Consider the following 22538-nt stretch of genomic DNA (forward strand, 5'->3'; position numbering starts at 1 on the left):
TCCGTACGCGCGCCGTCCGCCGGCCCCCGGACCGGTCCCCGTCAGGACTTGGTCCACTCCTCCCAGTCCATGTTCCAGGCGTTGAACCCGTTGTCGGGGGCGATGGTCTCGTCCTTGGAGTTCTTCACCTCGACCACGTCGCCGATCATCGAGTTCTTGAAGAACCACGCCCCCGGCGTCGACGTGCCGCCGCCCCGCAGGTCGAACAGGCCCACGCAGCCGTGGCTGGTGTTGGCTGAGCCGAAGGTGGGCTTGCCCGCCCAGTAGTTGCCGTGGATGAACGTGCCGGAGGTGCTCAGCCGCATCGCGTGCGGCACGTCCTTGATGTCGTACTCGTCGCCGAAGCCCACGGTCTCCCCGTTCATGCGGGTGACCTCGTGCTTCTCGCTGATCACCATCTTGCCGTTGTACGTGGTGTTGGGCGGGGCGCCGGCCGTGATCGGGATGGTCTTGATCTTCTTGCCGTCGCGGGTGACGGTCATCTGCTTCTTCTTCACGTCGACGACGCTGACCTGGCTGCGGCCCACGGTGAAGTCCACGGTCTTCTGCTGCGTGCCGTAGACGCCCTTGGCGCCCTCGACACCGTTCAGGTTCATCTTCAGGCTGACCTTGGTGCCGGCCTTCCAGTACTTCTCGGGGCGGAAGTCGATGCGCTCGTCCCCGAACCAGTGGCCCTCGACGTCGACCTCGGGGTCGGCGGTCACCTCGAGTGCCTTCTCCACCGCCTCGCGGTTCTCGACGGGCCGGTTGAAGGTGATCGACACGGGCATCCCGACGCCGACCTTGGTGCCGTCGTCCGGTGTGAAGCGCCCGACGAACGTGTCGTCCGGGACGACGGTGCTGAACACGGCGTGCTTGGCGGACACCCGGCCCTCGGAGTCCTCGGCCTGCGCGTCGACGGTGTACTCCGTCTTCGTCCGCAGATGCCCCTCCGGCTTCCAGGACGCGCCGCCCTTGGCGAGCTTCCCGGGCACCTCGCGGTTTTCCTCGTCCTTCACGGTCACCTTGGTGAGCTTGCCCTTGGAGGCCGTCACCTCCAGCGCGCCGGTCGTGGCCACGTTCTTCGCGCCGTCCTTGGGCGCGACCGCGACCACGGCCTCCGAGGGGCCCGTTGCCTTCTCCTTCTCGCGCTGCTTGTCGGCCGCCGCCGAGTTGCCGTCGCCGCCGCAGGAGGTGACGACGAGCAGCAGCAGGACGAGGAGCAGGCCGAGCACCGCGACGGAACTGCCGATGATCCGGCGCCTGCCGTCCCCGCGTACCGCGTCCCGTATCGCGTCCGCGTTCAGCATGGCTTTGAGATCCACGACGGCTCCCCCTTGTGTCCCGCTCGCACGTACCGCGCACCCCGCGTGCGCCCCCGGCCCCGCGTCCCCGGGCGCGACGGCGCTTCCCTCGCCGCGGCGCGGCACCGGCGGGCACCGTCCGCACGGCGGACGTCATCCGCGCGGCGGACAGTCGTCCGGGTCGCCGTCAGCGGGGCGCGATTTTCAGACAGGGACAGAAAACCACATCGTCGTACGGCCGTAAGCACCACGGATGTCACCGTTCGGTCGCAGTTTCCGTCACTCGAACAGGTCTTTCCAGGGCACGCCCCCGTGACACCCGCCGGCGTACGGGGAAAGGCCGACCGCAGGTCCGAGGCTCACAGCCGGTGGTGGAGGAAGACACGTGGCGCACGCAACCGACCGGCCCGGCGGCACCGAGCCGACAACCGCGTGGCCCGGCAGCCCGCAGCCGCTCGGAGCCCGGCACCATCTCGGCCCGGACGGCGTCGCGGGCACCAACTTCGCGCTGTGGGCGGGCGAGGCCGAGGGCGTCGAGGTGTGCCTGTTCGACGACGCGGGGCGGGAGACCCGGCACCGGCTCACCGAGCTGACACACGAGATCTGGCACGGCTTCCTGCCCGGCGTCGCCCCCGGGCAGCGCTACGGCTACCGCGTGCACGGCCGCTGGGACCCCTGGACCGGCGCCCGCTGGAATCCGGCCAAGCTGCTGCTCGACCCGTACGCCCGCGCCGTGGACGGCGGTTACGCGCTCCCCGCCGAGGTGTACGGGCACGTGCGGGACTGGCCGCAGCACGACCTCGCCGACACCGTTCGCGACGAGCGGGACTCGGCGCCGTACGTGCCGAAGGGCGTCGTCGTGGACGACCGCGACACCTGGGTGGACGACCGCAGGCCCAAGACGCCGTGGCCCGATTCGGTGCTGTACGAGCTGCATGTCCGCGGCTTCACGAAGCGCCACCCGGGCATCCCCGAACCGCTGCGCGGCACGTACGCCGGGCTCGCGCACCCGGCCGCGCTCGCGCATCTGACGCGGCTGGGCGTGACGGCGGTGGAGCTGCTGCCGGTGCACCAGTTCGCGCACGAGGACCACCTGCTGCGGCGCGGCCTGCGCAACTACTGGGGCTACAACTCGATCGGCTGGTTCGCGCCGCACGCCGGCTACTCCGCCTCCGGCACGCGCGGGCAGCAGGTCGGCGAGTTCAAGCGGATGGTGCGGGCGCTGCACGGCGCCGGCATCGAGGTCATCCTCGACGTCGTCTACAACCACACGGCGGAGGCCGGCGAGCACGGCCCGACGCTCTCCCTGCGCGGCATCGACAACCGGGGCTACTACCGGCAGGCCGACGGCGATCCGCGCCGCTACGCCGACTACACCGGCTGCGGCAACACCCTGCACGTCGTCCGGCCCCAGACGCTCCGGCTGATCACCGACTCGCTGCGGTACTGGGTGCAGGAGATGGGCGTCGACGGTTTCCGCTTCGACCTCGCCGCCGCCCTCGCCCGTTCCATGCACGACGTGGACATGCTCTCGCCGTTCCTCGCCGTCATCGCCCAGGACCCGGTGCTGCGCCGGGTGAAGCTCATCGCCGAGCCCTGGGACATCGGCAGCGGCGGCTACCAGGTCGGCGCCTTCCCGCCGCTGTGGACGGAGTGGAACGACCGCTACCGCGACACCGTGCGGGACTTCTGGCGCGGCGCCCTGCCCGACGTACGCGACCTGGGCTACCGGCTGTCCGGCTCCAGCGACCTGTACGCGTGGGGCGGGCGCCGCCCGTACGCGTCGGTCAACTTCATCACCGCGCACGACGGCTTCACCCTCCGCGACCTCGTGTCGTACGAGCGGAAGCACAACGCCGACAACGGCGAGGACGGCCGCGACGGCACCGACGACAACCGGTCCTGGAACTGCGGCGCGGAGGGCGAGACGGACGACGCGGCCGTACTCGCCCTGCGGCGCCGCCAGTTGCGGAACCTGCTGACGACCCTGCTGCTGTCCACCGGCGTGCCCATGCTCGTCGCGGGCGACGAGCTGGGGCGCACGCAGCGGGGCAACAACAACGCGTACTGCCAGGACAACGACATCAGCTGGCTCGACTGGTCGCTGCTCGACGAGCCCGGCTGGCGGCAGCTGTGCGAGCTGACGGCGCGGCTCGTACGGCTGCGCCGCGCGCATCCGGTGCTGCGCCGCAAGGCGTTCTTCTCCGGGCGGGCGCACGGTCCGGAGGGGCTGCGCGACGTCGCGTGGTTCACGGGGCGCGGGACGGAGATGACGGAGGAGGACTGGTACGCGCCGGGCGGCACGCTCGCCATGTTCCTGTCCGGGCACGGCATTCCGCAGCGAGACGCCCGCGGGGAGCCGGTGACCGACGACAGCTTCCTGTGCGTGCTGCACGCGGGCGCGCGCCCCGGCGCGTTCCCGCTGCCGGGACCGCCGTGGGCGGAGACGTACGAACTGGTGCTGGACACCTCCCTCGAGGACCAGTCCCGGCCGCCGGGCACGGTGCACGACGCGGGCACGGAGGTGCCGCTGCCCGCGCGCGCGGTGCTGCTTCTGCGCGCCGGGCCTCTGCGGACGCCCGGGCGATAACCGCGTGGACATCCGTCGCTCACCCGAACGAGACTGACACTTTGTGACCCGTACCCCTGCCCCCGCGCTCACCGGCAGCTCCCCCGCCACCGAACTCCCGCCAGGCCTGTGGACCCGCGACTTCCTGCTGTTCTTCGGCGCGCGCACCGTGGCCAAGCTCGGCGACGCGATGCTGCCCATCGCGCTGTCCGCGGGCCTGCTCCAGGAAGGGCTGGGGGCCGGGGCGATCGGCTACGCGCTGGCGTCGTTCTCGGTGTGCCTCGCCGGGTTCGTCGTCTTCGGCGGCGTCTTCGCGGACCGCTTCGACACCCGTGCGCTGATGGTCGGTTCGGACGTGGTCCGGGTCGGCTCGCAGGGGCTGGCGGCCGCCCTGTTCTTCAGCGGGCACGTGGTGCTGTGGCAGATATGCGTCATCGGCGCGGTCAACGGCATCGCCGCCGGGCTGTTCCAGCCGGGCGTCGCCAGCACGGTGCCCCGGGTCGCGCGGGACGTGCAGGGCGCGAACGGCGCGATCCGTACGGCCGAGTCCCTGATGATGCTCGCCGGGCCCGCGCTCGCCGGGATGCTGGTCGCGCTCACCTCGCCCGGCGGCGTGTTCGCGGCACACGCGGCGACGTACGCGGTCAGCGCCCTGTGCCTGCTGCTGCTCCGGCTGGCGCCGGCCGCGGAGGGGCACGGCGGGCGCGGCCGTACGACGTACCGGGCCGATCTCGCGGAGGGCTGGCGGGAGTTCAGGGCGCGCACCTGGATGTGGGGCGTGATCGTGATCTGGATGGTCCTGATGATCTCCGCCTCGGGCCCGCTGGTCCCGCTCACCGCGGCCGAGATCATCCCGGACCACGGGGCCGGCGCGTTCGGCCTCGTCAACTCCGCGCTGGGGGCGGGCACAGCGGTCGGCGGGCTCCTCGCGATGCGGATGCGCCCCGTACGGCTGCTGCGCGCCGGGTCGTTCGCCCTGTTCGGCTTCGCGCTCTACCCGGCGGCGGTCGGCGCCCAGCTCCCGGTGCCGGCCATGATGGCGTGTACGGCGGTGTCCGGCGCGTCCATCGCCTTCTGGGGCGTGATGTGGGCGACCACCGTCCAGACGCAGGTGCCCGGCCCGATCCTGAACCGCATCCACGCCTACGAAGTGGCCGGTTCGCTCGCGATGATGCCCGCCGGGCAGGCGCTGGCGGGGCCCGCGGCGGAATTGTTCGGGGCGCGTACGGTGCTGCTCGTCGGCGCCGTGATGGTGGTCGTGGTGTGCGTCGCGCTGCTGTCCGTGCCGGCGATCCGGAATCTGCGGCGGGCGGAGAACCCGGCCGGACGCGGGGAGCGGGTTACGGCCAAGGGCCCGAAAACCGAGTGAGAGTTGTCAGTCGCGAACCGTAATCTCGCTGGTGATGACTGCGACCCCGACCCCCGACGCCCAGGCCCCCGCGCCCGCCCCCGATTCCGGCAAGCGGCAGGACCCGAAGCGGTCCGCCGTACGCTCGCTGCTGCGCCTGTGGCCGTACGTACGGCCGGTGCGGGTGCGGCTGTTCAGCGCGGCGTTCGTCGGGATCGTCGCCTCGTGTCTGGGTCTGGTCATCCCGCTGATCCTGAAGTGGCTCGTGGACGGCCCGGTCGCGGACCGGGACACCGGCGGGGTGTGGCTCGGCGGCGCGCTGCTGCTGGCCGTCGGCGTCGCGGAGGCGGCGCTGTTCGGGCTGCGGCGCTGGCTGGTGGCGCGGCCGCTGGCGGGCGTCGAGGCGTCGCTGCGCGCGGACCTGTACAGCAGGCTGCAGCGGCTGCCGGTCTCGTTCCACGACCGCTGGGCGAGCGGCCAGCTGCTGTCGCGGGCCACCACGGACCTCCAGCTGCTGCGCATGTTCCTGGCCTTCCCGCTGACCTTCCTGCTGGTCAACGGCGCCACCATCGTGGCGGGTTGCACCATCATGCTCCTCCAGGAGTGGACCCTGGGGCTGGTCATCCTGGCCCCGCTGCTGCCGCTGGCCGTGCTGTGCTCGATCTTCGAGGTGCGGTACTCCGTGGCGGCGCGCAGAGCCCAGGACCAGATCGGCGACCTGACGACGGTCGTCGAGGAGGCCGTTCTCGGCATCCGCATCATCAAGGGCTTCGGGCGGCACCGCAGCCAGGCGCGGGCGTTCCGGGCGCACTCGGACCGGCTGCTGGACACGGAGCTGCACAAGGCGCGGCTGCTGGCCGGGATCTGGGCGCTGATCATGGCGCTGCCGGAGGTGGCCATCGGCGCCGCGCTCGTCCTCGGCACGGTGCAGGTCGCGGACGGCGGCCTCTCGGCGGGCACCCTGGTCGCGTTCCTCTCGACGGCGCTCGCGCTGCGCTGGCCGGTGGAGTCGCTGGGCTTCCTGCTGGCGATGAGCAACGAGGCGGCGACGGCGACGGACCGGTTCTTCGAGGTCGTCGACGAACGGATCCCGGAGGACGCGGCGGACACCGTACGGGACGCGGGCGCGGACACCGTACGGAAGGCGGGCACGGGCGCGGAGACCGTACGGGACGCGGGCGCGGGCACCGTACGGAAGGCGGGCGCGGCGGACGGGCTCCGGTTCAGCGGCGTCACCTTCCGCTACCCCGACGCGCCGCCCGGCGCACCGCCCGTGCTGGACGGCATCGACCTGCACGTCAGATCCGGCGAGACCATGGCCCTCGTCGGCGCCACCGGCAGCGGCAAGACGACGCTGACCGCGCTGGTGCCGCGGCTGCACGAGGCCACGTCGGGCCGCATCACCCTGGACGGCACCGACATCACCGCGCTGCCCCGCGACCGGCTGCGCTCCCTCGTCGCCGTCGCCTTCGAGGAGCCGACGCTGTTCTCCGCCTCCGTCGCCGAGAACGTCCTGATGGGCGGGCCCGGCGCCGAAGAGGCGGAGCTGAGACGGGCGTTGCGCGTCGCGCAGGCCGAGGGCTTCGTGGACGCGCTGCCGGAGGGCGCCGGCACCCAGGTCGGCGAGCAGGGCCTGTCGCTGTCCGGCGGGCAGCGACAGCGCCTCGCGCTGGCCCGCGCGGTGGTCGGCGCCCCGCGCTTCCTCGTCCTGGACGACCCCCTGTCGGCGCTGGACGTGCATACGGAGGCGGCGGTGGAGGCCGCCCTGCGCGAGGTGCTTTCGGGTACGACGGCGCTGGTCGTCGCGCACCGCCCGTCCACGGTGCTGCTCGCCGACCGGGTGGCGCTGCTCTCCGGCGGCCGGGTCACCGCCGTCGGCACCCACCGCGAACTGCTGCACCGCAGCGCGGAGTACGCCTCGCTGATGTCGGGCGACCCGGCGGCGGACCCGCGACCAGACCCCGGCCTTGACCCGGGGCCGGGCCCAGTTCCTGATTCCGACCGAGACCCGGCCCCCGGTGCCCGTACGGCGGGCGCCGCAGCCGAGGGGAGCGTACGGTGACGACGACCGTGGACGGGCAGGCGACGCCCGACGGCGCCGATCACCCGCACCAGCCGGACGGCGCACCGCGGCCGGAACCGGCCGGGCCAGGCACCGCGCCCCGGGGCCCGGCCGAAGCGGCGGGCCCGGCCGAAGACGCCGCGTCCGGCGACCCGTTCGACCGCGACGTGCTGCCCGCGCCCAAGGGCGCCTCCCGTACGCTCCTCGGCTCGCTCCTGCGCCCCCACCGCCGCCGCGTGGCCCTGGCCGCCACGCTGCTGCTGATCCAGCAGGCCGCGGTGCAGGCCGGGCCGCTGCTGGTGGCATACGCCATCGACCACGCCGTCCCGGCGTTCCGCGAGAACGACGACCACGGCCCGCTGATCGCCGTCGCCGTCGGCTACCTCTTCTGCACGCTGGCGGCCGGGCTGCTGCAGTTCGCGTTCATCAGGACGGCGGCCCGCGTCAACCAGAGCGTGCTGCTCGCCCTGCGCGGCCGCATCTACCAGCACGCGCAGGCGCTCAGCGTGGACTTCCACGACCGGTACACCTCCGGCCGGCTCATCTCCCGCGCCACCACCGACGTCGAGTCGCTGCGCGAACTCCTCGACGAGGGGCTGCAGGAGCTGCTCACCGTCGTCGTCTCGGTGGCGTACATCTCGGTGATGCTCCTCTGGCTCGACCTGGGCCTGGGCGGCGCCGCGCTGCTGTCGTTCGTGCCGCTGGCGCTGCTGGTGCGGTCGTTCCAGCGCCGTTCGATGCGGATCTACCGGCAGCGGTCCACGGCGATCGCCGCCGTCATCGTGAAGTTCGCGGAGACGATGAACGGCATCCGCCCGGTGCAGTCGTTCCGCCGCGAGGCCGCCAACGACGAGGCGTTCCGGGAGCTCAACCACCGGCATCTGCGGGTGAACGGCGACGCCATCCTCGAGATGGCCCGGTACGTCGTGTCGTCCCGGCTCACCGCCAACGCCACCGTCGCCGCCATCGTGGTGTGGGGCGCGTACCGCGTGGCCGCCGGCGAGCTGGCCCTCGGCGTGCTCGCCGCCTCCGCGCTGTATCTGCGGCGGCTCTACGACCCGATCGACCACCTCGGCATGTTCCTCAACTCCCTCCAGTCCGCGGCCGCTTCCCTGGAGAAGATCGCCGGCCTGCTCGCGCAGCGCCCGACCGTCCCGGAGCCCACTGAGCCGCGCCCGCTGCCCGAACGGGCCGACGCGGTCCACGGCCGCGAGGTCGTCTTCGACGGCGTCCGCTTCACGTACCGCACGGGCGACGAGGTGCTCCCCCACTTCGACCTGACGCTGCCCGCCGGGCAGACGGTGGCCGTCGTCGGCGCGACGGGCGCGGGCAAGTCGACGCTGGCGAAGCTGCTGGCGCGGTTCTACGACCCGTCCGCGGGCCGCATCCTGCTCGACGGCACGGACCTGCGCGACCTGGACACCGCCACGCTGCGGCGCGCGGTCGTGATGGTCACGCAGGAGGCGTTCCTGTTCTCCGGCACGGTCGCGGAGAACATCGCGATCGGCCGCCCGGACGCCGCCCGCGCGGACATCGAGGAGGCGGCGCGTGCGATCGGCGCGCACGAGTTCATCACGGCGCTGCCCGAGGGGTACGACACGGACGTACGCAAGCGGGGCGGCCGTATCTCCGCCGGGCAGCGGCAGCTCGTCGCGTTCGCCCGCGCGCTGCTCGCCGACCCGGCGGTGCTGATCCTGGACGAGGCGACCTCGTCGCTGGACATCCCCGGCGAACGGGCGGTGCAGCACGCGATGGACACGGTGCTGCGCGGCCGTACGGCTGTGGTCATCGCGCACCGCCTGTCGACGGTGGACATCGCGGACCGGGTGCTGGTGATGGCCGACGGCCGCATCGTCGAGGACGGCCCGCCGGCCGAACTCACGGCGGGCACGGGCCGCTTCGCGGAACTGCACCAGGCCTGGCGCGACAGCCTGGTGTGACAGGACGCGGCTGTACGCACCGCGATGTACCGCTCCCCGTAGGCATAGCGGGGGCGCCAGTCGAGAGCGAGCTTGGCGCGGGCGTTGTCGGCGCCGCGCAGCCGCGTCATGAAGGCGACGCCCCAGCCGCCGACGGCGAGCCGGGCGAGCACGGCGGGCGCGGACTTGGGCGCGGGTGCGCCGAGCGTACGCGCCAGGCTCGGCAGCCACTCGTGCACCGGGGCCGGGTCGTCGTCCACGATGTAGCGCGCGCCGGTGACGGGCCTGTCGAGGGCCGCGGTCACCACGGTGGCGGCGTCGTGGGCGTGGGTGAAGGAGAACACGGCGCGCCCGCCGCCGACGAGCCGAGCACGGTCACGAACTGCTTGGGCGGCCGCAGCCACAACGGCGCGTCCTCGCCGGCGAGTTCGCCGAGTCCGGCGAGCCCGCCGAGCCCGCCGAGTTCCCCACCGGGGCCGCCCTCGCCCGTACCTGATCCGGTGCCGCCCGGGTCGTGGGCGTACGCCAGCCCCTGGGCGACGACCCTGCGTACGCCGGCCGCCTCGGCGGCCTCGTACAGGTGGCGGGTGCCCTCGGTGCGCAGCCGGTTGGCGAGCGCGAAGTCGCGGGCCGGCCGGCGCGGGTCGAGTCGGCGGGGATTGCCGTGAGCATGTTGACGACGGCGTCCGGTGCCGCCCTGCGTACGGCCCGGCGCTGCGCGGTCGCCTGGCCCCCGGCCGTTCCGGGGGCGGTTCGGCAACTGGACGGGCGACCGGCCCGCCGCGTGACAACTCCCTTTGGTGACCCGGGTCACACCCCTCGCCGACAGAGATGCGACGAACGTGCGATTGGTGCCCCTATCGGTTATGCACCGGCATTCCGGATGTGCCCATGTCTACATGTGGGTAACAGTCCCACCGCCCCATCCGAAGCCAAGTGGGAGGAGCGCACATGAACAGCGCAGGTGAGGTGTGGGACTGCCCGTTCGACTACGCCGAGGCCCTGGAGTTCGACCCGCTGCTCCGGCAGTTGAGCACCGAGGAGCCGGTGGCCCGTATCCGGATGAAGTACGGCGAGGGCACGGCCTGGCTCGTCACCCGCTACGAGGACGTACGCACCGTCACCACCGACCGCCGCTTCAGCCGGAACGCGCTGATCGGGCGGGACTTCCCGCGCATGACGCCGGAACCGATCGTGCAGTCCGAGGCGATCAACCTGATGGACCCGCCCGCCAGCAGCAGGCTCCGCAGCCTCGTCGCCAAGAGCTTCGCGCCGCGCCACGTGGCCCGGATGCGGACCCGTACGGAACGCGTCGTGGACGACCTGCTCGCGGACATCGAGCACGCGGGCGCCCCCGCCGACCTGTTCGCGAAGCTGGCCGCGCCACTGCCGCTCACCACGGTCTGCGAGGCGCTCGACATCCCCGAGGACACCCGGCCCTGGCTACGCGGCCACGCCCTCACCATGATGAACACCGTGCAGAGCGGCCGGGAGGCGGCCGTACAGGCCAAGGCCGAGCTGCGCGCGTACTTCACCGAACTCACCGCCGAGCGCCGCCGGTCCCCCGGCGACGACCTCGTCAGCACGCTCGCCACGGCCCGCGACGACGACGCCGGGCTGCTCGACGACCGCGAACTGGCCGTCATGGCCATGGTCCTGCTCATCACCGGGCAGGACACCACCACGTACCAGCTCGCGAACATCAGCTACACGCTGCTCACCCGGCCCGACCTGCTCGACGCCGTACGCGCCGAACCCGCGCGGCTGCCGCGGGTACTGGAGGAGCTGCTGCGGCACATCCCGTTCCGCAAGGGCGTCGGCATCCCGCGGGTCGCCACGGAGGACGTGGAGCTGGGCGGGGTGCTCGTACGGGAGGGGGACGTGGTGCACGTCTCGTACCTCACCGCGAACCGCGATCCGGCGAAGTTCGACCGGCCCGACGAGGTGGACCTGGAACGGGAGTCGGTGCCGCACATGACGTTCGGCTGGGGCGCGCACCACTGCCTGGGCGCGCCGCTCGCCGAGATGGAGCTGGAGGTGGCGTTCTCGAAGCTCGTCGCGCGCTTCCCCGGGCTGCGCCTGGCGGTCGGTCCGGGGGACGTGCCGTGGAACACCACCTCCATCTGGCGTCACCCGCTCACGCTGCCGGTCACCTGGTGACCACCGCGTCCCGCGGGGACCCGGAGCACACCTCACCCCGAGCAGAGAGAGGGTCTATGGCCACACTGTGCCGGCCGGCCGTCGCCGTCCCCGACCACGTGATCACCCGGGAGGAGACGCTGCAGCTGGCGCGCGAGCTGCACGCCGGACACCCGCAACTGGACCTCGTACTGCGGCTGATCGAGAACACCGGGGTCCGCACCCGCCATCTCGTGCAGCCGCTCGGCGAGACGCTGCGGCACCCCGGGTTCGAGGAGCGGAACCGGGTGTACGAGGCGGAGGCCAAGGCCCGCGTCCCCCGCGTGGTGGACCGGGCGCTGGCGCAGGCGGAGGTGGTGCCCGACGACATCGACCTGATCGTCTACGTCTCGTGCACGGGCTTCATGATGCCGTCGCTCACCGCGTACCTCATCAACTCGATGCACTTCCGGCCGGAGACCCGGCAGCTGCCCATCGCCCAGCTGGGCTGCGCGGCGGGCGGCGCGGCGATCAACCGGGCGCACGACTTCTGCACGGCGTACCCCGGCTCCAACGTCCTCATCGTCTCCTGCGAGTTCTGCTCGCTCTGCTATCAGCCCACCGACCTGGCCGTGGGCTCCCTGCTGTCCAACGGCCTGTTCGGGGACGCCGTTTCGGCCGTCGTGATACGGGGCGAGGGCGGCATCGGCATGAACATCGAGCGCAACAGCTCGCACCTGGTGCCCGACACCGAGGACTGGATCTCGTACGCGGTCCGCGAGACGGGATTCCACTTCCTGCTGGACAAGCGCGTGCCGGGCACGATGCGGATGCTCGCGCCGGCCGTACACGCGCTCGTACAGCACCACGAATGGGACGTCACCGGACTGGACTTCGCGATCGTCCACGCGGGCGGGCCGCGTATCCTGGACGACCTCTCGCACTACCTCGGGCTCGCCGGGGAGATGTTCCGTTTCAGCCGCGCGACGCTCACCGAGCGCGGCAACATCGCCAGTTCGGTCGTCTTCGACGCGCTGGACCGGATGTTCGCGGAGGGCACCGCGGTGGACACGGCCCGCGGACTGGTCGCCGGCTTCGGCCCCGGCATCACGGCGGAGATCGCCGTCGGCAGGTGGCACACCTGAGGCAGCCGCCGCGCGCGCACGCGCACTGGTCTGCTCCTCCGCCCGGTATGCGGTGCGCACATAACGATTTCCGGCCAACGTCCTCCTTTCCAAAGAGGCACTGGTGACATGTACGCGACCTCGGTGGCAGGCTGCCGGGGCACCAACCACGCGTACGGACACACGTCACACGCACCTCAGTTCTGTCCGGATCCAGCCCTCGGGCCGGTTCCGGTCCCCCATGGCAGAGGAGAGAACGTAGTGAGAACGCTCAGCAAGAAGCACCGCATATCCGCGCTCGCCGCGACGGCCGCCCTGGTCGCGGCGGGCGTCACGGCGGGCACGGCGGGTGCCTCCGCACCCAAGCAGCAGGGTCCCGACGCGGGCGGCGCGCCCGTGGCGCTCTCCGCGGCGCAGCACACCAAGCTGGTCAAGGCGGCCGACACGGAGGCCGCGAAGGCCGCCACGGCCAAGGAGATCGGCCTGGGCGCCAAGGAGGGGCTGGAGGTCAAGGACGTCGTCAAGAACGAGGACGGCACCGTCCACACCCGCTACGCCCGCACGTTCGACGGACTTCCGGTGCTCGGCGGCGACCTCATCGTCCACGAGTCGAAGTCCGGCAAGGCCGAGCGCGTCACCAAGGCCACCGAGGCCGAGGTGAAGGTGGCCGGCACCACCGCCGCCGCCTCCAAGAAGCCCGCCACGCCGAAGGCGAAGGGCAGCGAGGCGCCGCGCAAGGTGGTCTGGGCCGCGCACGGCAAGCCCGTACTCGCCTGGGAGACCGTCACCGGCGGCCTGCAGAAGGACGGCACGCCGAACGAGCTGCACACCATCACGGACGCGCAGACCGGCAAGAAGCTGTACGAGTACCAGGGCATCCACAACGGCACCGGCGAGAGCATGTACGCCGGCAGCGTGGAGCTCGGCACCTCGGACGCCGACGGCAAGTTCACGCTGACCGACGCCGACCGCGGCGGCCACAAGACCCTCGACCTGGAGAACGGCCAGGGCAGCGAGGGCAAGCCGTTCACGGACGACGACGACAAGTGGGGCGACGGCACCGCGGCGGACAAGCAGACCGCCGCCGTGGACGCGCACTACGGCGCCGCGCTGACGTGGGACTACTACAAGAACGTGCACAAGCGCGAAGGCATCAAGGGCGACGGCCAGGCCGCCACCAGCAACGTCCACTACGGCGACAACTACGTCAACGCCTTCTGGGACGACAGCTGCTTCTGCATGACCTACGGCGACGGCGAGAACAACGAGCACCCGCTCACGTCGATCGACGTCGCGGCCCACGAGATGACCCACGGCGTCACCTCGAACACCGCCGGCCTGGAGTACCAGGGCGAGTCGGGCGGGCTGAACGAGGCCACCTCCGACATCTTCGCCGCCGGCGTCGAGTTCAGCGCCGAGAACCCGGAGGACGTCGCCGACTACATGGTCGGCGAGGAGATCGACATCAACGGCGACGGCAGCCCGCTGCGGTACATGGACGAGCCGAGCAAGGACGGCAACTCCCTGGACTTCTGGGAGGAGGGCGCCGGCGACGTCGACGTGCACTACTCCTCGGGCATCGCCAACCACTTCTTCTTCCTGCTGTCCGTGGGCAGCGGCGAGCGCGAGGTCAACGGCGTGAAGTACAACTCGCCGACCTCCGACGGCTCGACGGTCGAGGGCATCGGCATCGAGAAGGCCGAGCAGATCTGGTTCAAGGCCCTCACCGAGGAGATGACCTCCACCACCGACTACGCCGCCGCACGCAAGGCCACGGTCACCGCGGCCACCGGCCTGTACGGCGCGGACAGCCCCGAGGTCAAGACGGTCGAGGCCGCCTGGACCGCGGTGAACGTCAAGTAGTCCACGGCACGTAGGAGTCGCACCGCACGTGGCAACGGCACATCGCACGTAGCGGAGTCGTACCGCAGCGCCGCTCCGCCGGAGGCCCCGAGCCTCCGGCGGGGCGGCGCTTGTCGATTACCGGATACGAAATCCCGTACAACGGACAGATTTCAGCCAAAGTCTTGTCGCGTGCCTGACACGCCAGACCCGCGGTGGCACGCTGACCCCGTTCGGCGCCGCATCCGCGGCCCACCCGGCCGCCGCGCCGCCGTCCTTCCCCCCACACGCAGTACCGCTCCAACTGATCTGCCGCAGAACGGCCGTACGGCGCCCTCCGCCGTACGGGCACCCCACACGGTCACGCACCGCGTGTCCGCGCAGAGAAGGAGTTACGCGTGAGATCCACCTCCGTCAGACGTGTCCACAGACACAGACGTGCCACCACCTCCGCGGCCCTCGTGGCCACCGCCGCTCTGGTGGCCGTGGGACTGCAGAGCGGCACCGCCGGCGCCGTGCCCGACGCGGGCAAGCCCGACCCCGGCGCCCTGCCCGCGAAGGTCACCCCCGAGCAGCGGGCCGCGCTCCTCCAGCAGGCCGAGCGGAAGCAGGACGTGACGGCCGAGTCGATCGGCCTCGGCGGCAAGGAGGAACTGCGGGTCAAGGACGTCGTCAAGAACCGCGACGGCACGACCCACACCCGCTACGAGCGCACGTACGCCGGCCTGCCCGTCCTCGGCGGCCATCTCATCGTGCACCGTGCGAAGGACGGCGCCGTCACCGGCGTCGACAAGGCCGTGGAGGCGGAGATCTCCGTGCCGTCCACGGCCGCGCCCGCCGCGCACAAGCCCGAGACGCCGAAGGCGAAGGGCAGCGAGGCACCGCGCAAGGTCGTCTGGGCGGCCGACGGCAAGCCCGTACTCGCCTGGGAGACCGTCACCGGCGGCCTGCAGAAGGACGGCACGCCCAGCGAACTCCACACCGTCACGGACGCCGCGACCGGCGAGGAGCTGTACGAGTACCAGGCCGTGCACCAAGGCACCGGCAACAGCATGTACTCCGGCTCCGTCCAGCTCGGCACGGCCGGCTCCGCCGGCGCGTACACCATGGACGACACCGCGCGCGGACGCCACAAGACGTACAACTCCGACAACGGCCAGCTCTACCGCGACACCGACGACGTCTGGGGCGACGGCACCCCCGGCAACACCCAGACCGCGGCCGTGGACGCGCACTACGGCGCCGCCCTCACCTGGGACTACTACCTCGACGTGCACAAGCGGCAGGGCATACGCGGCGACGGCGTCGGCGCCTCCAGCAACGTGCACTACGGCAACGCGTACGCCAACGCCTTCTGGCAGGACTCCTGCTTCTGCATGACGTACGGCGACGGCCGCCAGAACCAGCACCCGCTGACCTCGATCGACGTGGCCGCCCACGAGATGACCCACGGCGTCACCTCGAACACCGCCGGCCTCGTCTATGCCAACGAGTCGGGCGGCCTCAACGAGGCGACCTCCGACATCTTCGCCGCCGCGGTCGAGTTCCACGCCGGCAACCCCCGCGACGTCGGCGACTACATGGTCGGCGAGAAGATCGACATCTTCGGCAACGGCGAGCCCCTCCGCTACATGGACCAGCCCAGCAAGGACGGCAGCTCCCTGGACTACTGGAAGGCCGGCGCCGGCAACGAGGACGTGCACCACTCCTCCGGCATCGCCAACCACTTCTTCTACCTGCTGTCCGAGGGCAGCGGCCAGAAGGTCGTCAACGGCGTCGAGTACAACAGCCCGACGTACGACGACCAGCCCGTCACGGGCATCGGCATCGGCAAGGCCGAGCAGATCTGGTTCAAGGCGCTCGCCGAGAAGATGCAGCCCAACGAGACGTACGCCAACGCCCGTACGCACACCCTGGCGGCCGCGGGCGAGCTGTACGGGCAGGACAGCCCCGAGCAGCTGGCCGTCGCGCACGCCTGGGCCGCGGTCAACGTCGGCGACCGGCCGGACGATCCGGGCACCCCGGGCGGCGGCGAGTTCGAGAATGCCGACAACCTCGCCATCCCGGACAACGGCCCCGCCGTCACCTCCCCCGTCACCGTCACCGGCGACTCCGGCAACGCGCCCGGCGACCTCAAGGTGACGGTCGACATCAAGCACACCTACCGCGGCGACCTCGTCCTCGACCTGCTCGCGCCGGACGGCACGGCGTACCGGCTCAAGGGCGCCGGCTGGGACTCGGCCGACGACATCCGCGAGACGTACACCGTCGACGCCTCCTCGGAGGCCGCCAACGGCACCTGGAAACTGCGGATCCAGGACGTCTACAGCAGCGACACCGGCTACCTCGACAGCTGGCGGCTCACCTTCTGATCGGCTCACCTCTCTGAGCGGCTCACCTTGCGAGCGGCTCACCTTGCGAGCAGCTCACCGAGCCCCGGGCGGACACGGGCCGGGCGGACGTACGGCCCGTGCCCGCCCGAGGGGCGCCCCCGCCCCCGAGGCGCCCCTGCGCGGCTCACGCGCTGAGTCCGAGGACTCCGGACCGCTCACGCGCCGAGTCCGAGGGCTCCAGAGTCAGCGCGTGAGCACACCCGCCGCCCCGCCGGACAGCGTCACATCGTCCCGCGGGGCGGCGGCCAGCCCCAGCTCCGCCGCCCCGGTCAGCAGCCGGTGCGCGGGCACGATCCGTACGGTGTAGCCGAACGGTCCCGTACGGTCCAGCGCCAGCGGCCCCTCGTACGCCCAGCGCCCCTCCAGGTCCGGTCCGCCGACGGGCTTCAGCGGCACCCGTACGGTGTCGTTCCACGCCATCGCGTCCGACTCGTCCACCCGGCCCGCGACCGCCTGCACCTCCACCTCGTCCGGGCGCAGCCCGCCCAGCGCGACCCGCACCCGCAGCGTCAGCGAACCGCCCAGCTCCAGCGCGGCCAAGGCGGCGCCCGTCTGCTCGACATAGTCGACGGCGACCCGCGGCCACTCGTCGCGCACCCGCGCCTTCCACCGCGCCAGCTCCTCCGCCGCGCCGGCGTCCAGCGCGCGGTGGGCACGGGCGGCGGGCGCGTACAGCCGCTCGACGTACTCCCGCACCATCCGGTCGGCGAGCACCCGCGGCCCCAGCCGGTCCAGCGTCTGCCGCACCATCTCCACCCAACGGCCCGGCACCTGCGCGCCGTTGCCGCCGTGCCCGCGTACGACGGCCGCGGCACGGCCGTGCACGGGCGTGCGGTCGTAGAAGCGCGGGGTCACGTGGCGTTCGATCAGCTCGTACAGCGCGGCGGCCTCGATGTCGTCCCGCCGGTCCTCGTCCAGCGCCGCCTCGCCGTCCGCGGTGGGCACGGCCCAGCCGAAGTCCGGCTCGTACCACTCGTCCCACCAGCCGTCCCGCACCGAGAGGTTGAGGCCGCCGTTCAGCGCCGCCTTCATGCCCGAGGTGCCGCACGCCTCCAGCGGGCGCAGCGGATTGTTGAGCCAGACGTCGCAGCCCGGGTACATCTTCTGCGCCATGCCCATGCCGTGGTCCGGCAGGAACACGATCCGGTGCCGCACCGCCGGGTCGTCCGCGAACCGCACCAGCTCCTGGATCAGCCGCTTACCGCCGTCGTCCGCCGGGTGCGCCTTGCCCGCGACGACGACCTGCACGGGCCGTTCGGGGTGCAGCAGCAGCCGGGTCAGCCGCTCCCGGTCCCGGAGCATCAGCGTGAGCCGCTTGTACGAGGGCACGCGGCGCGCGAAGCCGATCGTCAGCACGTCCGGATCCAGCACCTCGTCGATCCAGCCCAGCTCCGCGTGCGCGGCGCCGCGCTGCCGCCACGACGCGTACAGCCGCGCCCGTACCTCCCCCACCAGCTGCTCGCGCAGCGTACGGCGCAGCTGCCACAGCTCCCCGTCGGTCAGTCGCGCCGCGTCCCGCGGCACGTCGTCCGCGACCCAGGTCGGCGCGTGCACACCGTTGGTGACCGAGGCGACCGGCACCTCCGCCGGGTCGAACCCGGGCCACAGCCCGGCGAACATCTCACGGCTGACGGTGCCGTGCAGGGTGCTCACGCCGTTGGCGCGCTGCGCCAGCCGCAGGCCCATCACCGCCATGTTGAACACGTCGGGGTCGCCGCCCGGGTAGCTCTCCGCGCCGAGCCGCAGCACCTGCGCGGTGTCGACGCCCGGGAGTTCACCGTCGTCGCCGAAGTGCCGCTCGACCAGCTCCCGGTCGAACCGGTCGATGCCCGCGGGCACCGGCGTGTGCGTCGTGAACAGCGTCCCCGCGCGTACGGTCTCCAGCGCCGCGTCGAACCCGCGCCCCTCCGCCGTCAGTTCACGGATGCGCTCCAGGCCGAGGAAGCCCGCGTGGCCCTCGTTCGTGTGGAACACCTCGGGCTCCGGATGGCCGGTCAGCCTGCAGTACGCGCGCACCGCCCGTACACCGCCGATGCCCAGCAGCATCTCCTGCAGCAGCCGGTGCTCGCTGCTCCCGCCGTACAGCCGGTCCGTCACCTCGCGCTCGCCGCCCGCGTTCTCCTCCACATCGGAGTCGAGCAGCAGCAGCGGCACCCGCCCGACCTGCGCCTGCCACACGTACGCGCGCATCGACCGGCCGCCGGGCAGGTTCAGCGCGGGCTGTACGGGCGTACCGTCCGGCTCGCGCACCATCTCGAGCGGCATCTCGTTCGGATCGAGCACGGGGTAGTGCTCGAGCTGCCAGCCGTCCCGCGACAGGCTCTGCCGGAAGTACCCGCGCCGGTACAGCAGTCCGACACCGATCAGCGGCACCCCGAGGTCGCTCGCCGCCTTCAGATGGTCGCCGGCGAGGATGCCGAGACCGCCCGAGTACTGCGGCAGCGCCTCGGCGATGCCGAACTCCGGAGAGAAGTACGCCACGGCGGCGGGCAGCTCGCCGGCCGCGCGCTGGTACCAGCGCGGCTCGCCGAGGTACTCGTGCAACTCGCGGCTGACCGCACTGAGCCGCCGCAGAAACCGCCGGTCCCCCGCCAGCTCCTCCAACCGCCGCGCGGACACGGACCCCAGCAGCCGTACGGGATCACCCCCCGCGGCCTCCCACCCCGCGGGGTCCGCGGACCGGAACAGCTCACGCGTGGCCGGATGCCAGGACCAGCGGAGATTGCGGGCGAGTTCACCGAGGGGCCGCAGCGGCTCGGGGAACACGGGACGTACCGAAAAGCGCCGAATTGCCTTCATTTTTCCGAACGTACCGTCGCCCCACCCCACACCCGCACCACGACGCGCCAGACTGCCCCCGGTCCACCGACCGCCGCGCGCCGCGCGCCGCGCGCCGCCTCAGCCGACAGGGGTACGCGCCGACCAGAAGTCGGAGTGATGGTTCGGGGTCGGTGGCCTCTCACCGGAGTAGTCCGGGCCATTGGCCTGCGTCTTCGGCGGGGAGACTTCGCTCTCGGTCATGCAGGGCGTCACCACGTCGATGAAGACCTGCCCCTTGTAACCGACCACCAAGGACATACGGAAGTCCTCCGGGGTGGCAGCGAAGACCGCGGGACTCTCCTTGTGCTTCCGCACATTCCTGATCTCGTACCCTTGCTTCTTCCAGTAGCGCTCGACCACGCCCACGAAACTGCCGCGGCGCTCCGCGGAGACTTCCGTCATGATCACAGCGCGCCGAGTGACGCTCCCAGTCCCGGCAGCACCCTCACCACAGCCACCATGTGTCGACTCTCCATGCGTCCACTGCACCGGCGGCACGACAGCGTCGATGGTGCCCTTTACGACTCCGTCAGCAAACTCCGCCGCTTGCTGCATGTTCATAGTCGGTCTGCCTTCCGTAGAGCTCGCCGAATCGTCGAGAACCCCGCAGCCGGCCAGCGCCATGGAAAGCAGCGGAATCATACCGAGGCGCAGTTTCATCGTGGGTCCTCCCTCGTCGTGAATTCTGACCGGTTCGCGACGATGGCTCCGATGTTCTCAACGGACTCCGGATCCGCCTGCGGGTCGAAGTAGTTCGAATGTGCCGGCGTCGCGCCCTCACCATCGAAGAAGGGACGCGGGCCGTCGGCCACTCTGAAGCGGTTCGCGTCGAAAGCCCCGCTGGCCGGGTCCTTTCCGAACCAGACGTCGTCGTCACCGATGTCCGACAGCTCATAGCCGAGGTACGACCCCGCGGGGCCGAGCACCGATCCGCGCACGCCGCCCTCGACTTCGTCGAAGGAAGGCAGCTTCGTCACCGGGTCGTTCTCAGCCGCTCCCACGAAGACATGCTCCTTGCCCACGCCCAGGTCGTCCGCGTGCTCCGCGTCCACGCCCGGGCTGCCGACCAGCACGATGTCGTCGGCGCCCGGGATGCCGCCGGGTTCCTGTCCGGCGAGGCCCACGGTCAGCGAACCGTACGAGTGGCCGATCGCGGTCACGTGCGGGTCGGCGTTCTCGTTCGTCGCGGAGATGCCCTCCATGAAGCTGTTGTAGGCCGGCGCCCCGTTGGTAGCGGGGCCCTTGCTCATGACCTCCAGGTTGGCCAGCAGACCGTCCGCAGGCAGCTGAGGCGCGTCGTAGCCCAGCCAGACGATGGACGCGCTGGACGGGTCGTACTTATGCGCCGCGAGCGCCGTGTCCTTCGCCCGTTTGACGTCGTTGTTCGCGAAGCCCGCGTCGAGCGCCGTGCCCAGGCCCGGCACGTACGCCGACACGTTCCTCGACGTGTCCGGATTGCCATAGCTGACGATCGCCCGGCCGTTGCCCTCGTCGCCGATGCCGAGGAGGTACATCGGCGGCTGGCTGCCCTGGCGCAGCTTGCTGTCGATGGCCTGCAGCCCTTCCAGCTTCGTCTTCGCCTGTTCGTCGTCCGATCCCTCCAGCTTCCCCATCAGCATCGGAAGATGCGTACGGTTCGCGCTGTCGCGGGTTTCCGCTGGGATGCCGTCCAGGTTGCCGATCTTGTCCGGGTAGAGGGTCAGGAACCGGTCCTGCTGCTCCTTGCTCAGGCCCTCCCACCACTTCTTGCGTTCCGCGGGCGAGGCGTCGTTGGGGATGTCGCCGGTGTCGAGGTAGCCGTGGGCGGCCCTGCGCGCCGCCTTGGAGTCCTGGTACGCGTCCGTCCACATCGCGTCGGTGACCTCGAGGCCCGGCTGGGTCTTGAGTCTCCGGATGGCCACCGCGTACTCCGCGTCCACCTCCCGGGCCGAGCGCAGCGCACTGGCGATGCGGTCGGCGATGTCCTGGGCGAGGATACGGTTCGGGTTGGGGTCCGCCATCGCCTGCGGCAGGTCGAACATGCCGTCGAAGAAGCCGCTCGAACCGGTCACCGAGCCGCCCGGCGGCTTCTGTCCGCCGGTCTCCCTGCCCGCCGCCGGGTAGCTCACCGAGCCGTCGTCGTGGACGGTGAACTTGCGTCCGGCCGCGTCCTCCAGCGCCGTCTTCAAGCTGTTCTGGTGCGGCTTGAGTTCAGCCGCGAGACCGTCGAGTGCCGTACGGGCCATGCCGCACTGGACGTACGCGTACTGGAAGTTCTCACTCAGCCGGGTCAGCCGCTTGACCGCCGCCTTCTCCGCGACGCCCTCCTGCGAGTCGCGCAGCTTCGCGGTCATCTCGTTGTCGACGCGGCCGCGCGCGGCGCCGGCGCGGCTGCCGGCGTTCCGCCAGCCGTCGGCGGCGGCTTCGACCCCGGACAGGTCGAGGTCCCTGAGTTGCTGCCAGGTCAGCCGGCTTGCCACCACGGCGCTCACCGCCCGCCCTTGCCGGGGGCGTTGAACGACGCCTTGATCCGCTGTTCGTTCTCGCCGTGGTCCTTGGCGACCAACTGCAGCTTGCGGTCCAGCCCGGCGCATTCCTTACGGGCGTCCTCGAGCCGCCGCTCCCACGAGTGGCGGACGGCTTCCAGCTCCGAGATACTCGCCAGTCCGCTGCCCTCCGCGGAGACGCCCTGGTGCGACGTGCCGAGCCGGTCCTTGGCCGTCTTCATGCTCGTCTGGAGGGCCCCCGCGACCCCGGCGGCGCTCGTCCACGGCCCGGCGCTCTGCTTCAACCTGTCTGCCGCGCCTGGGCCGGGACCGCCGTCGGCCGACGCGAGCCGCGTACCCGTCCGTGGCTTCGCCGCCTGGTCGATGAGGTCCTGCCAGACCTCCGCGTCCGCAGCTGACACTCCGTTCCCCTCCCCGATGTTCGCGCCCCGTCCGGACCGCCGGTGACCACTCTGCGGCACCGCGCGAGTACGCCGCATGAGTATCCGTACTCAGCCGGGCGCCCCGATGGCCGTGCAGTGCCGAGGCCGGTGCACATCCCCCACGGCATCCACACACGCGGGCCCGCGGCCCC

14 protein-coding genes are annotated in these 22538 nt (G+C 71.8%); 8 read left to right on the forward strand and 6 right to left on the reverse strand.

All coding sequences use genetic code 11. From position 1 onward, the window contains the following. Nucleotides 1–41 precede the first annotated feature (41 nt). The gene (locus DVA86_RS16740; protein ID WP_425470987.1) at nt 42–1286 is read right to left on the reverse strand and encodes a L,D-transpeptidase; all 1245 of its coding nucleotides are present in this window, start codon (nt 1284–1286) and stop codon (nt 42–44) included. A gap of 382 nt (nt 1287–1668) precedes the next feature. Between DVA86_RS16740 and glgX the strand changes: the two genes are divergently transcribed. From glgX to DVA86_RS16760, 4 genes are all read left to right on the forward strand, one after another. After that, nucleotides 1669–3873: a glycogen debranching protein GlgX gene (glgX, locus tag DVA86_RS16745; protein ID WP_208879323.1), complete on the forward strand. Its 2205-nt coding sequence runs from the start codon at nt 1669–1671 to the stop codon at nt 3871–3873. A gap of 106 nt (nt 3874–3979) precedes the next feature. Further along, on the forward strand, nt 3980–5221 hold the full coding sequence (locus tag DVA86_RS16750) for an MFS transporter (protein ID WP_425470988.1): 1242 nt from the start codon (nt 3980–3982) through the stop codon (nt 5219–5221). Between the two features lie 34 nt (nt 5222–5255). Beyond that, nucleotides 5256–7262 carry an ABC transporter ATP-binding protein gene (locus DVA86_RS16755; protein ID WP_208879326.1) on the forward strand — a complete coding sequence of 669 codons (2007 nt, stop codon included), beginning with the start codon at nt 5256–5258 and terminating at the stop codon, nt 7260–7262. Beyond that, nucleotides 7259–9202 (forward strand): ABC transporter ATP-binding protein, encoded by a 1944-nt coding sequence (locus tag DVA86_RS16760; protein ID WP_245996677.1) that lies wholly within the window; start codon nt 7259–7261, stop codon nt 9200–9202. The genes DVA86_RS16755 and DVA86_RS16760 overlap by 4 nt, the downstream gene beginning before the upstream one ends. Nucleotides 9203–9482: 280 nt before the next feature. Here the strand turns inward: DVA86_RS16760 and DVA86_RS16765 are convergent, their stop codons facing one another. Next, on the reverse strand, nt 9483–9941 hold the full coding sequence (locus DVA86_RS16765; RefSeq protein ID WP_208879328.1) for a hypothetical protein: 459 nt from the start codon (nt 9939–9941) through the stop codon (nt 9483–9485). A 191-nt stretch (nt 9942–10132) separates the two neighbouring features. Between DVA86_RS16765 and DVA86_RS16770 the strand changes: the two genes are divergently transcribed. The 4 genes from DVA86_RS16770 (at nt 10133) to DVA86_RS16785 (ending at nt 16637) form a co-directional block, all read left to right on the forward strand. Beyond that, on the forward strand, nt 10133–11341 hold the full coding sequence (locus DVA86_RS16770) for a cytochrome P450 (protein ID WP_208879329.1): 1209 nt from the start codon (nt 10133–10135) through the stop codon (nt 11339–11341). Between the two features lie 56 nt (nt 11342–11397). After that, complete coding sequence (locus DVA86_RS16775; protein WP_208879331.1) at nt 11398–12444, forward strand: type III polyketide synthase; 1047 nt, start codon at nt 11398–11400, stop codon at nt 12442–12444. Nucleotides 12445–12684: 240 nt separating this feature from the next. After that, nucleotides 12685–14286, forward strand: a complete 1602-nt coding sequence (locus DVA86_RS16780) for a M4 family metallopeptidase (RefSeq protein WP_245996678.1) — start codon at nt 12685–12687, stop codon at nt 14284–14286. Between the two features lie 377 nt (nt 14287–14663). Beyond that, nucleotides 14664–16637, forward strand: a complete 1974-nt coding sequence (locus tag DVA86_RS16785; RefSeq protein ID WP_208879335.1) for a M4 family metallopeptidase — start codon at nt 14664–14666, stop codon at nt 16635–16637. 204 nt (nt 16638–16841) lie between these two features. Here the strand turns inward: DVA86_RS16785 and glgP are convergent, their stop codons facing one another. From glgP to DVA86_RS16805, 4 genes are all read right to left on the reverse strand, one after another. Then, on the reverse strand, nt 16842–19457 hold the full coding sequence (gene glgP / locus DVA86_RS16790) for an alpha-glucan family phosphorylase (RefSeq protein ID WP_208879336.1): 2616 nt from the start codon (nt 19455–19457) through the stop codon (nt 16842–16844). 99 nt (nt 19458–19556) lie between these two features. Then, on the reverse strand, nt 19557–20138 hold the full coding sequence (locus tag DVA86_RS16795; RefSeq protein ID WP_245996680.1) for a hypothetical protein: 582 nt from the start codon (nt 20136–20138) through the stop codon (nt 19557–19559). Next, nucleotides 20135–21949: an alpha/beta hydrolase gene (locus DVA86_RS16800; protein ID WP_245996683.1), complete on the reverse strand. Its 1815-nt coding sequence runs from the start codon at nt 21947–21949 to the stop codon at nt 20135–20137. Before DVA86_RS16800 ends, DVA86_RS16795 begins: the two co-directional genes overlap by 4 nt. Then, complete coding sequence (locus DVA86_RS16805) at nt 21946–22365, reverse strand: hypothetical protein (protein WP_208879340.1); 420 nt, start codon at nt 22363–22365, stop codon at nt 21946–21948. The genes DVA86_RS16800 and DVA86_RS16805 overlap by 4 nt, the downstream gene beginning before the upstream one ends. Between the last annotated feature and the right edge of the window lie 173 nt (nt 22366–22538).

This window comes from Streptomyces armeniacus (assembly GCF_003355155.1).
GTDB classification, from domain to species: Bacteria; Actinomycetota; Actinomycetes; order Streptomycetales; family Streptomycetaceae; genus Streptomyces; species Streptomyces armeniacus.